At 42.4% G+C, this 18567-nt stretch carries 18 protein-coding genes; 1 reads left to right on the top strand and 17 read right to left on the bottom strand.

Features of this window, described 5'->3' with window-relative positions; translation table 11 throughout:
* The first annotated feature begins 3 nt into the window (after positions 1-3).
* Complete coding sequence (locus tag A3SI_RS19745) at positions 4-117, top strand: ATP-binding protein (RefSeq protein WP_316929207.1); 114 nt, start codon at positions 4-6, stop codon at positions 115-117.
* A gap of 80 nt (positions 118-197) precedes the next feature.
* Here the strand turns inward: A3SI_RS19745 and A3SI_RS13125 are convergent, their stop codons facing one another.
* The 17 genes from A3SI_RS13125 to bioB form a co-directional block, all read right to left on the bottom strand.
* Entirely contained in the window at positions 198-476 is a 279-nt protein-coding gene (locus tag A3SI_RS13125; RefSeq protein WP_040670933.1) for a hypothetical protein, read from the bottom strand.
* A gap of 461 nt (positions 477-937) precedes the next feature.
* Entirely contained in the window at positions 938-1153 is a 216-nt protein-coding gene (locus tag A3SI_RS19025; RefSeq protein ID WP_156810304.1) for a hypothetical protein, read from the bottom strand.
* A gap of 18 nt (positions 1154-1171) precedes the next feature.
* Positions 1172-1624 carry a hypothetical protein gene (locus tag A3SI_RS13135; protein ID WP_009056629.1) on the bottom strand — a complete coding sequence of 151 codons (453 nt, stop codon included), beginning with the start codon at positions 1622-1624 and terminating at the stop codon, positions 1172-1174.
* A gap of 213 nt (positions 1625-1837) precedes the next feature.
* Positions 1838-3163, bottom strand: a complete 1326-nt coding sequence (locus A3SI_RS13140; RefSeq protein ID WP_009056630.1) for a S1C family serine protease — start codon at positions 3161-3163, stop codon at positions 1838-1840.
* A 110-nt stretch (positions 3164-3273) separates the two neighbouring features.
* On the bottom strand, positions 3274-3654 hold the full coding sequence (locus tag A3SI_RS21715; protein WP_009056631.1) for a M48 family metallopeptidase: 381 nt from the start codon (positions 3652-3654) through the stop codon (positions 3274-3276).
* Positions 3645-3980 carry a YgjP-like metallopeptidase domain-containing protein gene (locus A3SI_RS21720; protein WP_009056632.1) on the bottom strand — a complete coding sequence of 112 codons (336 nt, stop codon included), beginning with the start codon at positions 3978-3980 and terminating at the stop codon, positions 3645-3647. Before A3SI_RS21720 ends, A3SI_RS21715 begins: the two co-directional genes overlap by 10 nt.
* Positions 3977-6937, bottom strand: coding sequence for a type I restriction endonuclease subunit R (locus A3SI_RS13150; RefSeq protein ID WP_238531761.1), 2961 nt, complete (start codon positions 6935-6937; stop codon positions 3977-3979). Before A3SI_RS13150 ends, A3SI_RS21720 begins: the two co-directional genes overlap by 4 nt.
* Positions 6828-7439, bottom strand: coding sequence for a transposase (locus A3SI_RS21005; protein WP_238531760.1), 612 nt, complete (start codon positions 7437-7439; stop codon positions 6828-6830). The genes A3SI_RS13150 and A3SI_RS21005 overlap by 110 nt, the downstream gene beginning before the upstream one ends.
* A 205-nt stretch (positions 7440-7644) precedes the next feature.
* Positions 7645-8157 (bottom strand): restriction endonuclease subunit S, encoded by a 513-nt coding sequence (locus tag A3SI_RS13155; protein ID WP_009056634.1) that lies wholly within the window; start codon positions 8155-8157, stop codon positions 7645-7647.
* Positions 8150-8512 (bottom strand): restriction endonuclease subunit S, encoded by a 363-nt coding sequence (locus A3SI_RS17675; RefSeq protein ID WP_083836524.1) that lies wholly within the window; start codon positions 8510-8512, stop codon positions 8150-8152. Before A3SI_RS17675 ends, A3SI_RS13155 begins: the two co-directional genes overlap by 8 nt.
* On the bottom strand, positions 8485-8712 hold the full coding sequence (locus tag A3SI_RS17680) for a restriction endonuclease subunit S domain-containing protein (protein ID WP_009056639.1): 228 nt from the start codon (positions 8710-8712) through the stop codon (positions 8485-8487). The genes A3SI_RS17675 and A3SI_RS17680 overlap by 28 nt, the downstream gene beginning before the upstream one ends.
* Positions 8712-9530, bottom strand: a complete 819-nt coding sequence (locus A3SI_RS13165; RefSeq protein WP_009056641.1) for a KilA-N domain-containing protein — start codon at positions 9528-9530, stop codon at positions 8712-8714. The genes A3SI_RS17680 and A3SI_RS13165 overlap by 1 nt, the downstream gene beginning before the upstream one ends.
* A 345-nt stretch (positions 9531-9875) precedes the next feature.
* Positions 9876-12326, bottom strand: a complete 2451-nt coding sequence (locus A3SI_RS13170) for a type I restriction-modification system subunit M (protein WP_009056643.1) — start codon at positions 12324-12326, stop codon at positions 9876-9878.
* A 1111-nt stretch (positions 12327-13437) separates the two neighbouring features.
* Positions 13438-13680, bottom strand: coding sequence for a hypothetical protein (locus A3SI_RS13175; protein ID WP_009056645.1), 243 nt, complete (start codon positions 13678-13680; stop codon positions 13438-13440).
* A 423-nt stretch (positions 13681-14103) separates the two neighbouring features.
* The gene (locus A3SI_RS13180) at positions 14104-14697 is read right to left on the bottom strand and encodes a hypothetical protein (RefSeq protein WP_009056646.1); all 594 of its coding nucleotides are present in this window, start codon (positions 14695-14697) and stop codon (positions 14104-14106) included.
* A gap of 618 nt (positions 14698-15315) precedes the next feature.
* The gene (locus A3SI_RS13185; protein WP_009056648.1) at positions 15316-17400 is read right to left on the bottom strand and encodes a S9 family peptidase; all 2085 of its coding nucleotides are present in this window, start codon (positions 17398-17400) and stop codon (positions 15316-15318) included.
* Positions 17401-17480: 80 nt separating this feature from the next.
* Positions 17481-18539, bottom strand: a complete 1059-nt coding sequence (gene bioB, locus A3SI_RS13190; protein ID WP_009056650.1) for a biotin synthase BioB — start codon at positions 18537-18539, stop codon at positions 17481-17483.
* Positions 18540-18567: the final 28 nt, after the last annotated feature.

Genomic DNA, 18567 nt, shown 5'->3' on the forward strand with positions numbered 1-18567 from the left:
GAGGTGCTGGCGACAGCTCTATTGGATCGACTCCTTTTTCATTGCGATAWTATAAACCTATCTGGAAAAAGTTATAGAATGGAAAATAGGAAAACTTTCTTTGATCAGCAACAATAACATACCTATATTTACAAAGTGGTGCATTCCTGTTGCCATTTTTGGCGCATTCCTATTTACCATTTTTGGTGCATATTCAGTTACCGACTACAAAGCTCTCTATCCTTTTTATCAGCTTTCCTCAAAGCTTTACCTTCCAGTAAGAAATTTGGATCAAGCTTGCCATCTTTTTCACAATACACTTTACGAAATTTCCGAACTGTAAGTGATTTATGTATGAAGGGTAAAAATCGATGCTTAGCTATCTTTTCAGGGTTTGTAATATAGGGTTCAATCCATTTATAGCGATCCCTTATGTCCAGAGGAAGCCCTATGTGTGGGTAACGTTTAATCTTGAACCAATCCTTTTTCTTTTTCATAATGGCAAAAAATAAGCAGGGGAGACCCATGCGAAGCTATTTGCTTTTACAGAAATCAAATAAATGAATTCCGGACATATACATGCTTTTTCGACACATGCAAATACTCAACATATGCCGCTCCGACTCAAGCTGGGTAGCTAAATAGATTTTGTATCTTTACTTACAGGAACAATATGCTCAAGAAGAAACACACAAGTCACAAGGTTTACCGAATAGTCAGGAGACTACTGGTTCACATCTTTGCTCGCCTCCTATTGGAAATAATCCTTCGGTGGTTTGCATTTCTGGAATACCTTGACACCAACCGTTTTTCTTTCGATCAAGTTGGGCGTCACAAGAGAATCACTCCTCTATACCATCAAACGTATACATCAGCTCTCCCACTGCTTATAAACTTAAATATAGGTAGAATTAACAAAGTTTTTGCTAGCCATGTTCAAGTCATAAAAGCACAATCTCTAATCCTTCTTCAATTTAAATCCCTCATATATCCATAATCCAACTCTAAATATCAAATAGGGCAATAAAAAGCCAACTACAATTGCAGAAATTGCTCCTGCACGATTTGGCCCAGGGTCTCCATTTGCTATTAATAACGCTATCGGACATAAAATACAAATAACCAAAACTACCCTATACAAGCCCTCTGATTTTTTCTTAAAATATCCAAACATAATATCCATTAGTTTAATTTACCTGTACCTCTTGGCAAATTCAATAGCATTAATTTTTGTATTACTAGTGAAAATCTCGTCTGAATTGATCCTCTTTGCCGTCCATTCTTCACCTATCTTAGCAACCCAATAAAAATGTGGGTAACCAGTTTCATAAATTTGATCGCAATATTTAATGCAATTATAATTTGGCTCAAACTCACTTTGGATTATTACACTTCTATGAAAGTTTTCATCTCCAATAAATTTTTTCAATTTTTTAAAATCCTCAGGCCTAAGCTTATTGGATTGGATTACAAGAAGTGAATTAGAAAATGAATTTAATTTAAGCAACACTTCTTCCAAATTGGCATCAGTAACGGCTATGACATCGAAACCCTTATTATTTAACCATTTTGCTTCTATTTCATCACTTAAAAAAGTTTTACCTGATCCAATTTTCCATGAATGTAAATAATACTTCTCATACAAAACCTAAATTTAAACTGTTTTACTATTTGATTTTAATAATAACTACAAACTCTTCTAACCTCTTAATTTGCTCGGTGAATGGCAGGTTTTTTAATTGACTTTCCGAATTCATAGTTATTTTCTCGGGTAATAAATCAATCAAATTTTTTAAATAAGAAGCCTTAACCGCATATCCTACATTTTGGGCACTAATAATTCCTGCTGTAGTTACCCCTACAAGATTCCCAGATTTATCAAACAGTGCTCCCCACTATTTCCAGGTTGAATTGGGGCCGAAATCTGATAAGAAGAAACATCTCCCTGATAACCAGTTCTTGAACTTATTATCCCATCTGTAATTTTAACTTCATCACCCATATAACCCAATAGAGGATATCCCATTGCAAAAACTGAAGTCCCAACATCTATTACACCTTGATTAAAACCAAAAACAGGTCTTGGTAAATTATATAATCCTTCTATTTTGAGGATAGCCAAATCATTATTTTTATCTACCAAAACAACTTTTGCCTTACTAGACTTCGTGACACCGTTTATTTTTGAATCTATCCAAACTTCTTTAGCGTCTTCAATTACATGATAATTTGTAACGAAATATCCTTTTTCTGAAATCAAAAAACCTGAGCCACTGCTAGAAAAAGTTGAGCCATTTACAGCCTTATTTTCAATAGGACTTGAATCTTCTTCTTTGTATAGAAAATTCAGATAATCCACCGATATATTCGTTTCTGGCCCAACAAAAAAACCTAATTCCTTACCGAAAAATTGTTGAGCAGGTACTTTCCCGACAGCTTGATCATTTATTAGAAAGTGCCAGTTGTAATCCCCTTTCAAAATAGAAAGTTTATTAGTTGAGTTCCCCTTTTTTATAGAATAGGAAGTGGTAAAATCAATAATATTTGTCCATGTTCCATTAATCAAACTAATTACTTGAAACATCTGAAATTCGGGAATGATATTAAAAGCAAAAAGGTTTGAGTTTTGATTCCCACCCCACAACAATCCATACAATGAATCATCATATGTCAAGTCACTTAAGTAATCTGAAATAAAACCTGCTGCATGTGCTGTATTTTCTGTATAATAATTTCCTGATAGAAAATGTATTTGGTATGAACCTTTTGGAGAAAAATCAATCCTGCCCCCTTTATCCTGAATTTGTTTAAATTCAAGCAAACCATTATAGGTTGCTTTCATGTGTTTATTTCTATAATTCCTAGTTCTTAAAAAATCTATTGCTTGATCTATGTTTACCTTTTGGTAATTTATATCTCTTGGCATTTTAGTGATTAATGTCTCTATCAAAAACTCTTTTTTATCTTCAATCTTTGGTAGAGAAAAATAATGCCAATTAGTTTTGTCAAGTACTTTTAGATTGTACCTTCCATTTGAAATTGAGGCTCTTTCCTTCTTATCTTTATTTTCTATTTGCCAGCCATTTAAATTATTATCAAACCCTTCTCTTAAAATTTGGCTAAAGGATTCTGAAATAAAAAAAGTAGTAAAAAAAAGTAAGGTTAACTTTTTAATTTTTCTCATTTTTATATTTTTCTTTAATGACTCAACAAATAAATTTTTCTAAAATTAGAGCGCAAAATAAAGATATTTTTAAATATCATTAATTGAAACAATATCAATTCTCATAATTCTCACCCCACCTGCCCCACCGGCAGACTATTCAACTCCTCCTTCAAATGCTTCCAATTAGGAAGATACTTGTCCAGGTAGGCGATAAAGTTGTCATTGTGGGTGCGTTCAAGTAGATGGGCGAGTTCGTGGACCACTACATACTCGATGCAGTCATAGGGCTTTTTGGCCAGTTCGATATTGAAGAGCAGATTGCCTTTATCCGTATTGCAGCTGCCCCATTTGGTGCGCATGGTCTGCACTTTCACCTCATTGGCCCGTACACCCAGGATCTTTTCCCACTTAGGGAGCAACTCGGCCAACACCTCCTTCAATTCTGCACGATACCATTCTTTCAATAATTCAGCTTTCTGTTCAGTGGTGTAGCTAGGCTTCACATACATATCCAAATAGGTTTTGTCTTTACCTCCACTTTGGCAGATCTGTTGGAATGGTTTGCTTCATGCACCCGCAACAAATAGCGCTTGCCCAAAAAATAATGGGATTCCCGATCCACGTATTTTCTGGGTGACTGTCTGTTCTGATTGGCAAACTTGCGTTGCTGCTTGCGGATCCATGGGATTTTGGAAATCACATACAACTCCAAGGTCTTTTCATTGACCTCCACAGGCGCTGCCAACCGTACTCTGCCATCGGGAGGATATACAGCCAAGTGCAGGTTTTTGATCTCCTTCTGTACCAACTCTACTTCTATTCCTGCTACATTCATCTTCTGTACTCTTTCTGATTTTTTACAATTTCCAATATCCTGTTGGCATCCTCTTCATTTGTGATATGCCTGCTGATGGCCCGCTTTACCTTCCGTTCTTTCAACGTATTACCAATCCAGCTTTCCTCCACATTATAAGCTACATCTGCTTCCATGGCTATCGTGGCCTCCACATCTTGCACAATCTCGTAGAGCGCTTGTTTGGAAGGTGTATCGATCCCTTCAGGATATTGGCTTTGCTTGTTTTCAGGTTGCAGGTTTTTAGCCAGTTCTTCTATCTTCTTCAAAAACTCCTCATAAGCCACTGCCCCACTTTTCCGCTGATGGATCAATTCCTGCAAGAGCACACTCATACGCTCGTAATACACAGGATTGATAGGCATCTCCTGAGTGATAACTTTCCGCATATTGGCTTCCAAGGTTTCGGCAACGGCCTGCCTGCTTCTCTTGACCATATTGGGCAATCGGTCAGTAGCCGCTCCTATACCGATCTCCACCACCAACTGCAACAAAGAAGCATCCTCAAAATTGGATATGGTCCTGCTCGGATCCGCACTTAGGTACATGTCCAACAATTGCCGCATATCGGGTTCGTATTGCTTGAGGTCTATGTATTCCCCACTGGCGGTTTTAATGGCGTTCCTCAATTCGGTGTAGCTATCCACCTTGTACTTGATACGCTCGGCTTCTGCATCGCTGTAACCTGCCTCTTTCATTTCAGGAGCAATGTTGTTGTAGGCACGGATCAAGGAAACTACTGCCTTATAAAAAGTCAGTCGCTTTTCCTCGTTTTCCTTCAAAGCATCCTTATCCTCGGTATTGCCTACAAAGTATTTCAAGTACTGCTCAATCTCCTTGGGTGATTCTACCTGCTTGGTCAATTCATATAGGGTTTCCAGGGCATCATCCAGTCTTTCTTTGGCCTTCACCAAGCGATCCACCAACAAGCCTTTGACATCCTCTTCCTCAAAATCATCAAAGGCATCGGAGGTATAATCAGTAATGGATTGATTCAGGCTATTGAACAGATTTTTGTAGTCCACAATGTACCCAAATTCCTTGTCCTCCTTTTCTGTCCTGTTCACCCTACAGATGGCCTGAAACAGGCCGTGGTCACGCATTTCCTTGTCGATATACAAATAGGTACAGGAAGGCGCATCAAACCCTGTCAGCAGCTTATCCACTACAATCAGTAACTGCATATTGGCAGGTTCATCGATAAACTGCTTTTTGACATCTTTCTCAAACTGCTCCCGATCCTTACCGTTGAGCATCTTTTGGTAAATCTCATACTGCTCCAACTTCTCGGTTTCTCCATCTCCTGTACTCTCTCCTTTGATGCTGGAAGTGGTAGGCTCAAAACTGGTAACAATGGCACATTTCTTAAAGCCAAACTGCTGAAAAATCTCATAATAGCGGCAGGCTTCATAAATGCTTCGGGACACCAACATGGCATTGCCTCTGCCGTCTTTCAATCGGGGCTTCACCCGAAAATCCTTGATGATGTCAAAAGCCACTTTCTGCAAGCGGTCTTTGGTACTTAGGATTTTCTGCATGGTACCCCATTTCTGTTTGAGTTCCGCCTTGGGCAGGTCGTTCATCCCTCGGGTGACGGTATCAAACCATTCATCGATCCCTTTCTGATCGGTGATTTTCTGGTCCACATCACGGGCCTCGTACAAGAGATCCAGGACTACACCGTCCTTGACAGCTTCATCAAACTTGTAGGTATGGATATACCTGCCAAAGACCTCAATGGACTTTTTCTTGTCTGTCTTCAACAAGGGCGTGCCCGTAAAACCGATAAACAGCGCATCGGGCAACAATTCCTTCATGGCCGTGTGCAGCTCCCCGCTCTGCGTACGGTGACATTCATCGATAAAGACAAACAGGTTTCCTTTGGGCTTGAAATCCGCAGGCTTTTTCAGTTCACGGATAAAGTCCTTCATATCCTCTTCATTCTCCCTGCCTCCAAACTTGTGGATCAGGGAGCAGAGCAACCAAGGAGTGGAATCATTCAAGCGCTGAAGGAGATCGCTGCTGCTTTTGCTGCGGTAGATCTGTTCATCTACCCCTTTGAACACCTTCTCAATCTGCTCGTCCAGTTCTGTTCTATCGGTAATGATCAGCAGTCGGGCATCGGTTTGGTTTTCCCGTATCCACTTGGCCAGCCAAACCATGGTCAGACTCTTACCAGACCCTTGGGTATGCCAGATAATCCCTCCCTCTCTTCGCTTGATAAACGCTTGGGCAGCCTTTACCCCAAAAAACTGATTGGGCCTACAGGTTTTCTTAATACCAGAGTCAAAAACCACAAAATCATGGATAAACTCCAGGAAGCGGGATTTCTCACAAAACTGTAGGAGATGCTGGTCCAGAATATTCTTATCCGGATTGTAGGTATAATTGTCCTCCTTCCATTTCAGGAAAAACTTCTCAGGCGTCTTGATGGTACCATAGTAAAGGCCTTGGCTATCATTCCCAGCCAACACAGTCTGCACGGTGGAGAAAAAAGGTTTGATAAATCGGTGCTGCTGATTGTCGAGATTCTGTCGGATACCCTCCGATACGGATACACTTGCCCGCTTCAGTTCCAGTACACCCAAGGCAATCCCATTCACATACAGCACAATATCCGGGCGCTTGGAATTTTCCCCACGGACGGTGACCTCCTCTGCTACAGCAAATGCATTATTGTAGGGATCCTCCCAATCGATCAAGCGGACCGTCTGCACCAGATCCGATGCCTCATCCCGTACCTTCACCCCATAGCGCAACTTGGTGTACACCTCCCGATTGATGGGATAGAGGTCATCACTGGGGTTCAGGGCTGCTGCTTTCTTCAGTTCAAAAATCGCACGGTTGATCACTGATTCCGAATAGCCATTCTCCCGCAGCCAAGGTTTCAGGCTTTCTTCCCGGATATTGGTATTTTCCTGATCTTCCAGGTTTCCCAGGTAAAAATATCCCAACTGCTCTTGCAGCAGCTTGACAACCCTGTTTTGTGTGATCCGTTCCTTTCTCATCGTTCGTTTGTATTAAATTTATCCGATGCCATTTGATGGGATTGGTTTCAATATAATCATTGATTCGTTGGTATTCGGCATCGCTGCGGATAATATGGTCATGAAACCTGGATTGCCATCCAAATTCAAAACCCAACCGGTTGGCATTACGGGTGACGGCGGATTTATAGGATCCCACAATCGATGAAACCGTATTTTTCCCCGGATTTTGAAATCGTTTGGCCCCGATATTGGGTTCGGATTGTGGTGGTTGTGGCGGTTGTGGCGGTTGTGGTTCGGTTTGTAGAGACAAGGCATGCCTTGTCTCTACGTCGTCAACACCCCCGTCAACGTCACCACCACCCGATTTCGATAAATCCGATAATTTGGGCGGATTAATGATCAATATCCCGTGCATATGATTGGGCATAATGACAAATGAACCCAATTCCACGTTTGGGGCGTGTTTGGGTATTTCATGCCAAAACACGTCTGCCAAAACCCGATAGGGGACAAAACCATTTTTTGATGATTGATTTCACCAAAATAATGAACCCTGTTTTGTGTGCAGATGGTGATGAAATAGGCCCCAGCCCAGCTATAATCCCACCAAGAGGCACGTGCGGAAGCTACACGATATTTGTTCTTATATCTTTCCATCAGACCAACCGTATCTTTCCCGTCAACAACGCCTGCATCATCCCCTGTTTTTGGAGTTTGAATTTTTGGAGTTTGGAATCAGCAAGTTTGATTTCTTTTTCAAAATCATATATCACCTTAGCAATACGATTTTGTTCGCCAAATGACGGGAATGAAACTTCTATATTCTCGATAGTTTTGGCGTTCAAACTAGGAACACCAGATGCTTCATTAAATGATTTCCATTCAATTTGTTGAAAAAGGTAAAAAATAAATCTTGCCGAATAATTCTCAGAAATTTCTGAATAAAAGAGAGTATCAACTGTCCAAAAAGGAGTCTCCATATACTGAGGTTTATCAATAGTACCTTTCCGACCAATCAAAACGGACGGTTTATTGTATAGGTAATTATTAGCATATCCCATTAATCCTCCTGTACCTAGTATGGGATACAAGCCATTGGACGATTGAACTTGTTTTTGATCCTTTCCATGTCTAATTTTCAAAACTCCCCCAATTTCCTCGTCACCCACCCTCCTTAGGCTGTAACAACTCCTGCATCACCCCTTGTTTGATGGCTTTCTTTTTTTCGATCAGCTTCTCGGTTTGGGTAATCAGGGCATCCATATCCGATAAGGCGGAGGCGATGGCGGTTTGTTCGGGGAGAGGGGGAAGGGGGATTTTAAAATCATGAACATCATTCCTATTTAAAGTAGGCACACCAGACCCTGATGCAAACCGCTCAATTCTGAGGTTGTTAAAAAGATAAAAAACAAATTTGGGGTCGTTATCAAAAAAATTAGTCACCCATAGTGATGTATTATGCGGCCAATAGTCTTTTTCAACAAATGTAATTTTTCCTATTGTACCAGATCTTCCTGTGACCACCCCAGGTTTTTCACTTTAAAATCGTTATGATAGTTCACAATTCCATTTGAATATACCACTGGAAAAGGACCTGTTTTAATATCCTTTGTTGGGAGATCAAAACCTCTTTGTAAAGGTGCAACCTGTTTTATAAATTTCACCTCCCACTCCTCAGGAATCAGCCCTACTTCTGACTGCTTATAATTCTCCGTTTTTTGCATTACATCAATTTTTTAAGTTGAGGAAGACCCAAAATACTTTTCAGTTGACTGATGGCACTTTGGTTAAGTTTCAGCAGCCGTTCAGGCTGCGGAATTCCCATTTTGATCCATTCTGCATTGAGACTTTCTAAATTTGCAAGGACAAGCAATTGTTCTATACTTGCCTGATCCCTGATATTGCCCTCTGCATCAGGATTTTCTTCTCTCCACTGTTTGGCGGTTTTTCCAAATAGTGCCATATTCAGTACATCAGCCTCATTTGCATAAATCAGATTTGCTTGTTCTTTATTGAGTGTTTTGGGCAGAATATGTTCTTTGATGGCATCTGTGTGGATTCTGTAATTTACTTTACTCAAAGTCCTGTGCAGGTTCCAAGTCAAATTGAGACGATCATTTTCCTCTTCCTTTAATCGCTGAAATTCTTTAACCAAATAAATCTGGAATTCAGGACTTAGCCACATTGCAAAATGAAAAGCGATATCTTTATGGGCAAAAGTACCTCCATATCTTCCAGACTGCACAAGCATGCCATTTGCTTTGGTCCGCTCTATCCACTGACCAACAGACATAATAAAACGGTTGATACCAGCATCTTTTTCAATTACCTCGAATTCGGGGTAATTAAAATCAGGATTATTGATGCGCTCCCACATCCCCAAATACTCCAGGGTATTCTTGTTGGTTATCCACTTTCCTATCAATCCACTCCCCTCCCTAAATCCCTTGCACATATCTGTTAAACTAATGTAATCCACATTATTTTTATGGACTACCGTAATATCCGTTTGATTGACCTGAATTTTCCTGCCTTTGGCCATATTTTAAAATTTGAATAAAACGCCCACTAAAAACTCTAAAGCTTATTCCGAAATTGACTATCTCTTTCAAGTTACCTAATCATTTCCAGCAACTTGAAATCACAAATTGTGGCCTCAAGATCAGTATTTCTTGGTTAAACTTTCAAAGTTCAAAACTTTGGAAAAGTTAAGGGTTTTGAGGTGCCAAATTGGAACCTTAAGGTTTTAAGGTCGCATTTTGCGACCTCAAAGAAACGCTACAGAACTACCCCACTATCTTTGAAACATAAATAGTTGTAATAAGTCAAATATCTCAATATCCAATATCTACAAATATCCCTTTGCTACTTACTTTGCCAACCAATATCAATAGTTAAACCCCATTTTCTTTAAATGCTCTTGCACCTTTGCTTCCAACACTTCCAATTCTTTATCGATTTGCGGTAGTGGAGTTTCATAGCGTTCCATCAGTTCTTTGATACGTCCTGTCAAGCGTTGGGAAATACGTTCCATCTCCCCCTCAATGGCCGTAGTCATGGCTGCCATCCACTTGGCCTCCACCACAATCCTTTTAACATCATCTGTATTTAAACGCTGATATTGGGCAAGGGCTTTTTTGTCCAGCTCTTCAGCGGCCTTTTTGATCCGTGCATTCAGCCTGCCTTGTTGTTCCGTCCATTCTAAGTATTGATCAAGAATGGCTGTTTCTCCGTAAAAAGCTGAGGGTTCAGCAGCCATATTGAGGGATGTTTTTCCCTCTTTAGTCAACTCCTTTAGGCGTTTACTGACTGAAGCTTTATTTACTTTATCAAAATCTGCAAAGAAACCGTCTTCCGCACTGTGCTCTTCTTCCAGTTCTGACAGTTGTGCTGCAATGGATTCCTTCTCGGCTTCCATGGCCTCCAAGGCTTCCTTTTCAGTCTGGAAATACTGAGCAATCATCAGCGATGGAGGAATCAGATCGCAGGTCCAGCCTTTATCTGTTTCCTTGCCTGTCTTTTTGTTTTTTTCTATGATCCGGTAAGGAGTCGCCACCCAACCATCTTCTGCAATCAGGTACAGATCATCCTGCATGGTTTCGCTGTAATAGTCCATCAGGCTTTGGTACACATCGTATTTGCTGATCAGTGGCTTGCCATGATAGGACTGCAATAGATCCTCAGAAATCTGGAAAATCACCTGCTTGGGATTGAACCCCTTTTCCAGATCCTTCAGCAGACGGACGGCATCAGTTGCCCAGGCTTCAAACACCTCATGCATGCGCTGTGAGAACCCCTTGAAATCAGGATGCTCAAAAATCACCTGTTTGATATGTTCTTTCACAACTTTAGCCTCATAATATCCTGCTCGGTTTCCCGCTTCAAACAAGGCATCTTTCAGACTAGGATAAGCCTCCCAATAAGCTTCAAGCGCCTCCACATCCCTGGCAGGAATACCCCCCAACAAGTGCGCTTCGATGTCCTGTATGTCTTCTGCTTCCTGGCTGTCAATATATCGTGGGATATTCAGGTTGTAATCGTTTTTGGGATCTGCAATCTCTTCAAGACTGACGAATCTGCTGTACTTGGGTACTTCCAGTTGTTTGTTGAACACATCCACAATCTTATGGATATCCTGTGAACGCAGCCTGTTCTTGTTGCCATCCTTCATGTAACCTTTGCTGGCATCGATCATAAAGATTCCTTTGCGTTCTTCCGCATCTTCCTTGTCTATTACGATGATGCAAGCAGGAATACCTGTTCCATAAAACAGGTTGGCAGGCAATCCGATGATGCCTTTGATCAGGCCTTTTTTGATGATATTTTTACGGATTTCCGATTCTGCATTGCCCCGGAACAAGACCCCATGCGGAAGAATAACCGCTCCCTTTCCCGTGCTTTTCAGTGAAGCAATGATGTGCAGCAAGAAGGCATAATCCCCGTTCTTTTCTGGAGGAATACCAAATCCTGTAAATCTTCCATATTCATCTTCCTGAGGATTGAATCCCTGAATCCAGTTTTTGACAGAAAACGGTGGATTGGCCACTGCGTAATCAAAAGTCATCAAATATCCCTGATTGTTCAGAAACAAAGGATTGGACAAGGTACTTTGCCCTTTCTTGATTTCTGCTGTTGGGTTATTGTGCAGGATCATGTTCATCTTGGCCAAGGCGGCTGTTGCCACATCTTTCTCCTGACCAAAAAGCGAAGCAGGCCCTTCACATTCATCAGCCACTTTCAAAAGTAGCGATCCTGATCCTGAAGTCGGGTCATAGAAGGATTGGCTGCGTTGAGTATCTTTGTTGATCCCTATGACCATGGCCATCACCCTGCTGACCTCAGAAGGTGTGTAAAACTGTCCTTTTGCTTTTCCCGATTCCGTAGCAAAGTGCCGCATCAGGTATTCGTAAGCATCACCCAGGATATCGTCCCCACCTGCTTTGTTTTTACTAAAATTCAACGCCTTGTTCTCAAAAATGGCAATCAGATCACTTAAGCGATCCACCATCTCTTTGCCCTTACCCAGTTTTTCTTCATCGTTGAAGGAAACCACATCAATGACATTTTGCAGGTCATTGGCTTTGGCAATTTGACCGATAGCGATGTCGATTTTCTCTCCGATGTCTTTGTTTCCCTTAAGATCAGCCAATTCCTTAAAAGAACAGCCTTCCGGCACTTCAATCAGTGCATCAGGATCCGCTGCTGCCTTATCGCTGACATATTTCAGGAAAAGCAAAATCAATACATAATCTTTGTATTGGGAGGCATCCATTCCTCCTCTAAGGGCATCAGCCCCAGCCCAAAGGCTGCTGTATAATTCAGATTTTTTAATAGCCATAAAATATACTCACCGGGACCAGATCCCGAAAAATTGCGGTTAGAAAGTTCAAATTAAAGGCTTAAGATAATAGGAAGAGAGGGAAAGGCAAAGTATTCAATTAGTCTTAGTATGAGAAAATTAAAAAATAGTAATGATCGCGTCAGGCGAGGGAATTTCACCCCTACCTTCCCACAGAACCGTGCTTGAAAATCTCTCCGCCGCGGCGGACTCTTCATATCAATAACCACTAAAGGTAATGCGCTGATACTAATTTATCAGTGGTGGTCTTGTTTCCTTTTTATAAATCCTCTCATGATAACACATGATTGTAAACAAATTGGAAACATGATATGCTCACCCCTTCACACCACTCCCATTACAGGCGTTTCATTGCTACAACGACTGGATCTGCCCCCCCATGCCTCACCCAACCACGGGTGCAGGTTTCCTCCCTCGATTTGGCCTGACGGCATGGAGTTCACTTGTTCCTTGAAATGGCCTGTACTGCGTTCCTGCCAGCTTAACCCCGGATGCAATGTGGCCAATATATCCGATCGCCCGCCACACTTTGTCATAGGTACAAACGTAATTACCTATTTTTCAAATCGTAATTAGCTTTATCGAGGCTTCATCAATGGTTCATTTTCATTTAGTTCCATCAGTACACACCTACGGGTATCAATGTCCCCGTTTTTCTTTACCGCTTATCACATATTGGTTTTCCAATCATGCAGCGTAAGGTAGTTTGATAGCTGTCTCGGTAAACCGCCATCGGAGGGCCTCTCCATTGGTTACCCAATAGTCCTCCATCCATTTCAAAGCATTCGACCTGCTTTTAAAGTCGATTCAAGTCACTCACGGGATTCAGCTTGGAAACGGCAGGCCTTCGGAACGGTTCACTTCCAGCCTAATCCAATCGTCAACAAAATACGAATCCCCTTCTTTAAACGAAACTACCCGTAGTATCCAAAGTGCTGTTATGGAAAGTTTCTTTTTATCACTTTTTTTGATCATAATAAACCTAAAGGGCTATAGATTTTCCTAGGAGTAACACAATTGAGATAACAAATGAAAGAATTATAAAAATAAATAACGATGGCTTAAATGAATGGAGAGAAGAGCTATTTGCTTATTTTTTATACCGTAAATCAATAAACCCGAGGAACATATCAAAAGTATAACCCCTGCTAGAACCAAAAAGAAAAAGTTTTAAAAGTACGTACATACCTAATATCACAAACATTACTGAGGCAGCATATTCTCTAAATTTAGCACTATCTGAAAATTCATTTTTAAAATCCATTGTTGACACCAGCCAATAGCCAATAGCTCCAATAATAATTAATAAAGAACCAATAATAGGATTTTCCATCTTAGAACTATCAACTTTCCGACACTATATTTTACCCCACTTTTCCGACTTCTATTAATCTTTATTTTTCCCGAGAATCATATTAATAAATCTACCCATCTTCTATCTATTGAATTCTTCCCGTTTGTTGAAAAACAAGCTCTAATAATCTAATGATTAAAATTTCTTTTTAAATTTTTTCTTAAATAATTTTTGAAACGTTTTACTGGATATTTATAAATAGATTGTTTAAAGTTTAATATTTTTTAATCTTTTTATATTTTGGTATTTTTTAGGATTTGCCATAACAATGCTCGTGTACAAGAAGCAACAGATTAAAAAGCACTTAACTTTCAGTTTAGAACTGACTTTAATTAAAAGTACTAATCTTTGAATTTACTCTGAAACCGCAATTTCTTATACACACTGTTGGAATTAGTTATTTTATATTTCTCCGGTCAATTCTTTCGGTAATATTTTTTCTAAAATGAATTTTTGATTTGGCTCAACAACTACAAATTTCCAATCAGTCACTCCATTTTCTGAAATTCCGAATGCATATTTAACTGAATGAATTTCATAGAATTCAGTCTCCTCATTTAGCTTTACATTTCCAGAACCAAAAGTTTTTTCTAATTGTAGTTTCGTTAAGTTTTTAATCAATTCATTTTGTTCTTCATCTTCACTTTCCTCAATATTATTGAACTTCATTTTTATATCATATGAGTAAGTAATTTCAGAGTAATATTTTTCCTCAATTTTTTTAGGTTTGCCGTATGAAATATCTTTTGGTTTATCCATCTTAAATTCCAAGTCAGGATTATTGTAAACCTGTTTCATTAGCAAAACCATTTGATTTTTGGGTATAATTTCAAAAAATTCAGGAAGCATATAATCCATAGATTTTTCAAATTCCTGCTTTAAAATCAAGTCGTTGTATTCAACGAAATCTTTGTTTATGTTTTCTTGGTAATTTTCGCTTGATTGTCCAAAAGTCAGATTTGAAACTAAAATCAATAAAATAAGTATTCTTTTCATTCGTAGGTTTTTTTTCATAATTAATGCCAACGACTCTCCTCACGCAACTTCTCGCGCTATGTACGCCATTTGACATGATAATCATAATAAGTTTGGGCTATTTCCGAATCATTGAAAGATACATCTAGCCCTTGATATTTCCAACTTGTCCAACGGTCTTATTTATTTGTCCGAAACCTCTAGTCGTAATGGAGTATACATCTGGGACGTTTACGGACTTCATAGCCTAAAAAACCCTTGAATATGCCGAAAATCTATACCTTGATCCACTAAATGAGTGGCGAAAGAGTGGCCTCATATACGTTCAATAGAGGATATTCAAATTAAACTAAAATTTTCTAAAAACCCAATGTGTCGAGCGAACTATCCCGTTGCCTTAACCCCTTCGGGTCCCTTATACCTAAATACCCGTAGTCTTGATCTTTTAACAGGCGAGCAAGCTTTTGGCCGATAGGCAAAAAGAAAGCAAACGATCAGAAACGAACATGAAAAAGAAAGAAAACGAAACAAAACGAAAGCATTTTCGCTAAAATCGAAAGCAAACGAAAGAGAAAAGCCCAAAAATAGAAAGCAAACGATCACGCGTGCAGCGAAGCAAAGGGCACCCTTAACAAGCGATCAGGCACGAACACCTAAGAGATCAAACACAAAAGCATACTCCAAAGCTACCTCCTTTAAACGCTCAAAACGCCCGCTAGCACCTCCATGACCGGCATCCATATAGGTCTGCAAAAAAATCGGAGCAGCAGCAGTAGTCGCTTTGCGCAGACGCGCCACCCACTTCGCTGGCTCCCAATACTGTACCTGAGAGTCATGAAAACCCGTAGTCACCAGCAAGGACGGGTAGGCCTGCGGCCGAACATTATCGTAAGGAGAATACGCAAGCATCGCCGCATACTCCTCAGGATTAGCCGGATTTCCCCATTCTAACCACTCAAAGGTCGTCAGCGGAATGCTATCATCTAACATCGTGGTCAGCACATCCACAAAAGGGACTGCCGCGATCAGCCCCCGGTAAAGCTCGGGCGCCTGATTATACACCGCCCCGATGAGGAGCCCTCCAGCACTGCCTCCCGACGCAAATAACTTATCCTTCGCCACATAGCCTTGCTCCTGCAACCAGCGCGAACAAGCGATAAAATCATCAAAAGTATTTTGCTTCTGCAGCATTTTTCCAGCAGCATACCAGTCCCCTCCCAGCTCCTGACCGCCACGAACATGCGCGATCGCATACACCATGCCCCGATCTAAAAGACTTAGCCGCGCCGTGCTAAAGGTAGCCTCCATACTGTAACCATAGGCGCCATAGGCATAAATCCACCCGGGCATGCTGCCATCCTGTCGAAAGCGGTCGATCCGATACACCAGGGAAAGTGGAATCTGCGCACCATCGGCGGCGGGTACCCAAACCCGCTCCGTGCGGTAAAGCGACCTGTCAAAATCCCCCAGAACCTCCTGCTCCTTTAACAGCTCCCGCACACGGGTCTCCATTCCATACGCAAAAGTGCTGTGCGGTGTCGTCATAGAGGTGTACTGATAGCGCAGGGTCGTGGACTGAAAATCAGGGTTGTGCCCCAAGCCTGCCGCATAGGCCGGCTCATGAAAAGCGATCACATGACTGTCCCCGTCAGCCCTACGCAGAACACGCAGCTGCGCCAGGCCAGCTTCCTTCTCCTCGAACACGATAAAGTCCTGGAAATAAAGAACATCCTCTAGAAAAACCTTTGGCCTGTGGGCCAAAAAATCCACCCAGAAAGCCGCAGACGTCTCCTTCAGCCCGCACCGCATCAGGCGATAATTCGGCGCATTCCAGTTGGTATGGATATAAAAGTGCGCTCCACCGGCATGCTCCACATGGTACTGCACACCGGGGCTTAAAGGGCTAAACAAGCGCAGCTCCTCGGGCCGATCCACCGGTGCCACATAGCTCACCGAGGCATCCGTCCGGCTGGAGTGTACCAGCAAAAATGCTTTCGAACGACTCAAATACACACCGCAGTCTAAGGTCTCGTCTTTCTCCTCGAAAATGACCTGATCCTCAGAAGCGTCAGTACCCAAAACATGGCGCTTCACCTGATAGTTACGCAGCGTCACCGGATCGGGAATCGTGTAATAAAACGAGGCATTATCCGGTGCCCAAACGGCGCTACTCCGTACATCCGGCACGCTATCCGGCAGAAGCTCACCCGTAAGCAAGTCCTTCACTTGGATGCGGTAAAAATTGCGCCCTTGGGTATCTAAGATAATGGCCACACGCTGGTGGTCATGACTTACGGAAATAAAGAAATTAAGGAAGGACAGGCCTTCGGCCAAAGCATTTCCATCTACTAACACTTCTTCCGGGGCTTCTAAGCTACCCTTCCTGCGGACATAAAGAGGGTACTCCCCACCCTCTTGGTAGCGTGTAGCATACCAGTAGCCCCCTAAGAAGTAGGGGACCGAGCTGTCATCCTCCTTTATGCGCGCACGCATTTCCTGAAAAAGCGCCTGCTGAAAGTCATTCGTATGCGCTAACATACGCGCTAAGTAGGCATTTTCCGCCTTGAGATAGGCCAGCACTTCCGGATTATCGCGCTCCCGAAGCCAGTAATAGGGATCCTCCCGGCGATGGCCATGAGGGGCTATGACGGTATGGGACTTCTCCGCCGCTACAGGGGGCTGAAGATCGGGATAAACGAAGGGCTGCTGTGAATCTGTGGACATAAAGATCGAAGGCAAGCGCTCGGCGACCTGCAGGCCTGCCAGCGGGTAAATGGTGTCAACAAATATACAACAATGCCTGCTTAGCGCCGTCTTTTTTCTTCATTTCGAGGAATCTGATGCCCCGGTCGTGACCATTTAGGCTTCTCTCCGAGGGCTGGGCTGACTATGTCAGCGGCTTTTCGTGGCGCATGCTTTTCGTAAGGCGCCTGCGGCTGTATACCCAAGGCACGGAAAAGGGCCTGATCCTCGGCGATGTCCGGGTTGGGTGTGGTCAGCAATTTATCCCCTGCGAAAATCGAATTGGCACCTGCATAGAAACAGAGTGCTTGTCCTTCTGGACTCATGCTGGTTCGCCCGGCGGAGAGCCTCACCTGTGTTTCAGGCATCAGTATCCGTGCGGTAGCCACCATGCGGACCATCTCAAAAATAGATACCGGCGCTTGACCTTCTAGTGGGGTGCCTTCCACTGGCACGAGGGCATTTATGGGCACACTCTCTGGGTAGGGGTCCATATTCGCCAGGCGTACCAGCATGCTCATGCGATCCTCCAGGGACTCCCCCATCCCGATGATGCCACCAGAACAAAGCGTAACGGCGGTCTTCCGCACATTTCGAAGCGTTTCTAAGCGGTCCTCGTATGCCCGTGTAGAGATAATTTCTTTATAGTACTCCTCCGAGCTATCCACATTATGATTATAAGCATACAGCCCCGCCTCCTCTAGACGCTTGGCTTGATGCGGCGTCAGCATGCCGAGGGTACAGCACACCTCCATGTTTAGGCGGCTCACTTCTCGCACCATCTCTAAGACCTGCTCGAACTCGGGCCCATCCTTCACATTGCGCCAGGCCGCGCCCAGACAAACCCGAGAGGAGCCAGCGGCTTGTGCCCGCAGGGCCTGCGCCTTCACCCTAGCCACAGAAAGGAGCGGCTCCCCTTCTACCTCCGTATGGTAGCGGGCCGCTTGGGGACAGTAGCCACAGTCTTCGGGGCAGCCACCCGTTTTGATGGAAATCAAGGTACTGATTTGCACCTTATTCGGATCATGATGCGCCCGATGAACCGTGGCAGCTTGATGGATTAATTCTAAAAAAGGCAGCTCGTGCAGCGCTTTGGCAGCAGCTAAAGTCCAAGTAGTCATACGCAAGGTTTTTCTTCAAATATAAAAA

It is taken from the genome of Nitritalea halalkaliphila LW7 (assembly GCF_000265075.1).
Taxonomy (GTDB): domain Bacteria; phylum Bacteroidota; class Bacteroidia; order Cytophagales; family Cyclobacteriaceae; genus Nitritalea; species Nitritalea halalkaliphila.

What these genes read in the sequence shown, in the direction of transcription:
- A3SI_RS19025 (WP_156810304.1), bottom strand. Translation starts at nt 1,153, where the DNA reads ATGTTTGGATATTTTAAGAAAAAATCAGAGGGCTTGTATAGGGTAGTT.
- A3SI_RS13140 (WP_009056630.1), bottom strand. Translation starts at nt 3,163, where the DNA reads ATGAGAAAAATTAAAAAGTTAACCTTACTTTTTTTTACTACTTTTTTT.
- A3SI_RS17680 (WP_009056639.1), bottom strand. Translation starts at nt 8,712, where the DNA reads ATGCAAAAAACGGAGAATTATAAGCAGTCAGAAGTAGGGCTGATTCCT.
- A3SI_RS13125 (WP_040670933.1), bottom strand. Translation starts at nt 476, where the DNA reads ATGAAAAAGAAAAAGGATTGGTTCAAGATTAAACGTTACCCACACATA.
- A3SI_RS13170 (WP_009056643.1), bottom strand. Translation starts at nt 12,326, where the DNA reads ATGGCTATTAAAAAATCTGAATTATACAGCAGCCTTTGGGCTGGGGCT.
- A3SI_RS13180 (WP_009056646.1), bottom strand. Translation starts at nt 14,697, where the DNA reads ATGAAAAGAATACTTATTTTATTGATTTTAGTTTCAAATCTGACTTTT.
- A3SI_RS21720 (WP_009056632.1), bottom strand. Translation starts at nt 3,980, where the DNA reads ATGAATGTAGCAGGAATAGAAGTAGAGTTGGTACAGAAGGAGATCAAA.
- A3SI_RS13185 (WP_009056648.1), bottom strand. Translation starts at nt 17,400, where the DNA reads ATGTCCACAGATTCACAGCAGCCCTTCGTTTATCCCGATCTTCAGCCC.
- bioB (WP_009056650.1), bottom strand. Translation starts at nt 18,539, where the DNA reads ATGACTACTTGGACTTTAGCTGCTGCCAAAGCGCTGCACGAGCTGCCT.
- A3SI_RS13165 (WP_009056641.1), bottom strand. Translation starts at nt 9,530, where the DNA reads ATGGCCAAAGGCAGGAAAATTCAGGTCAATCAAACGGATATTACGGTA.
- A3SI_RS13175 (WP_009056645.1), bottom strand. Translation starts at nt 13,680, where the DNA reads ATGGAAAATCCTATTATTGGTTCTTTATTAATTATTATTGGAGCTATT.
- A3SI_RS21715 (WP_009056631.1), bottom strand. Translation starts at nt 3,654, where the DNA reads ATGTATGTGAAGCCTAGCTACACCACTGAACAGAAAGCTGAATTATTG.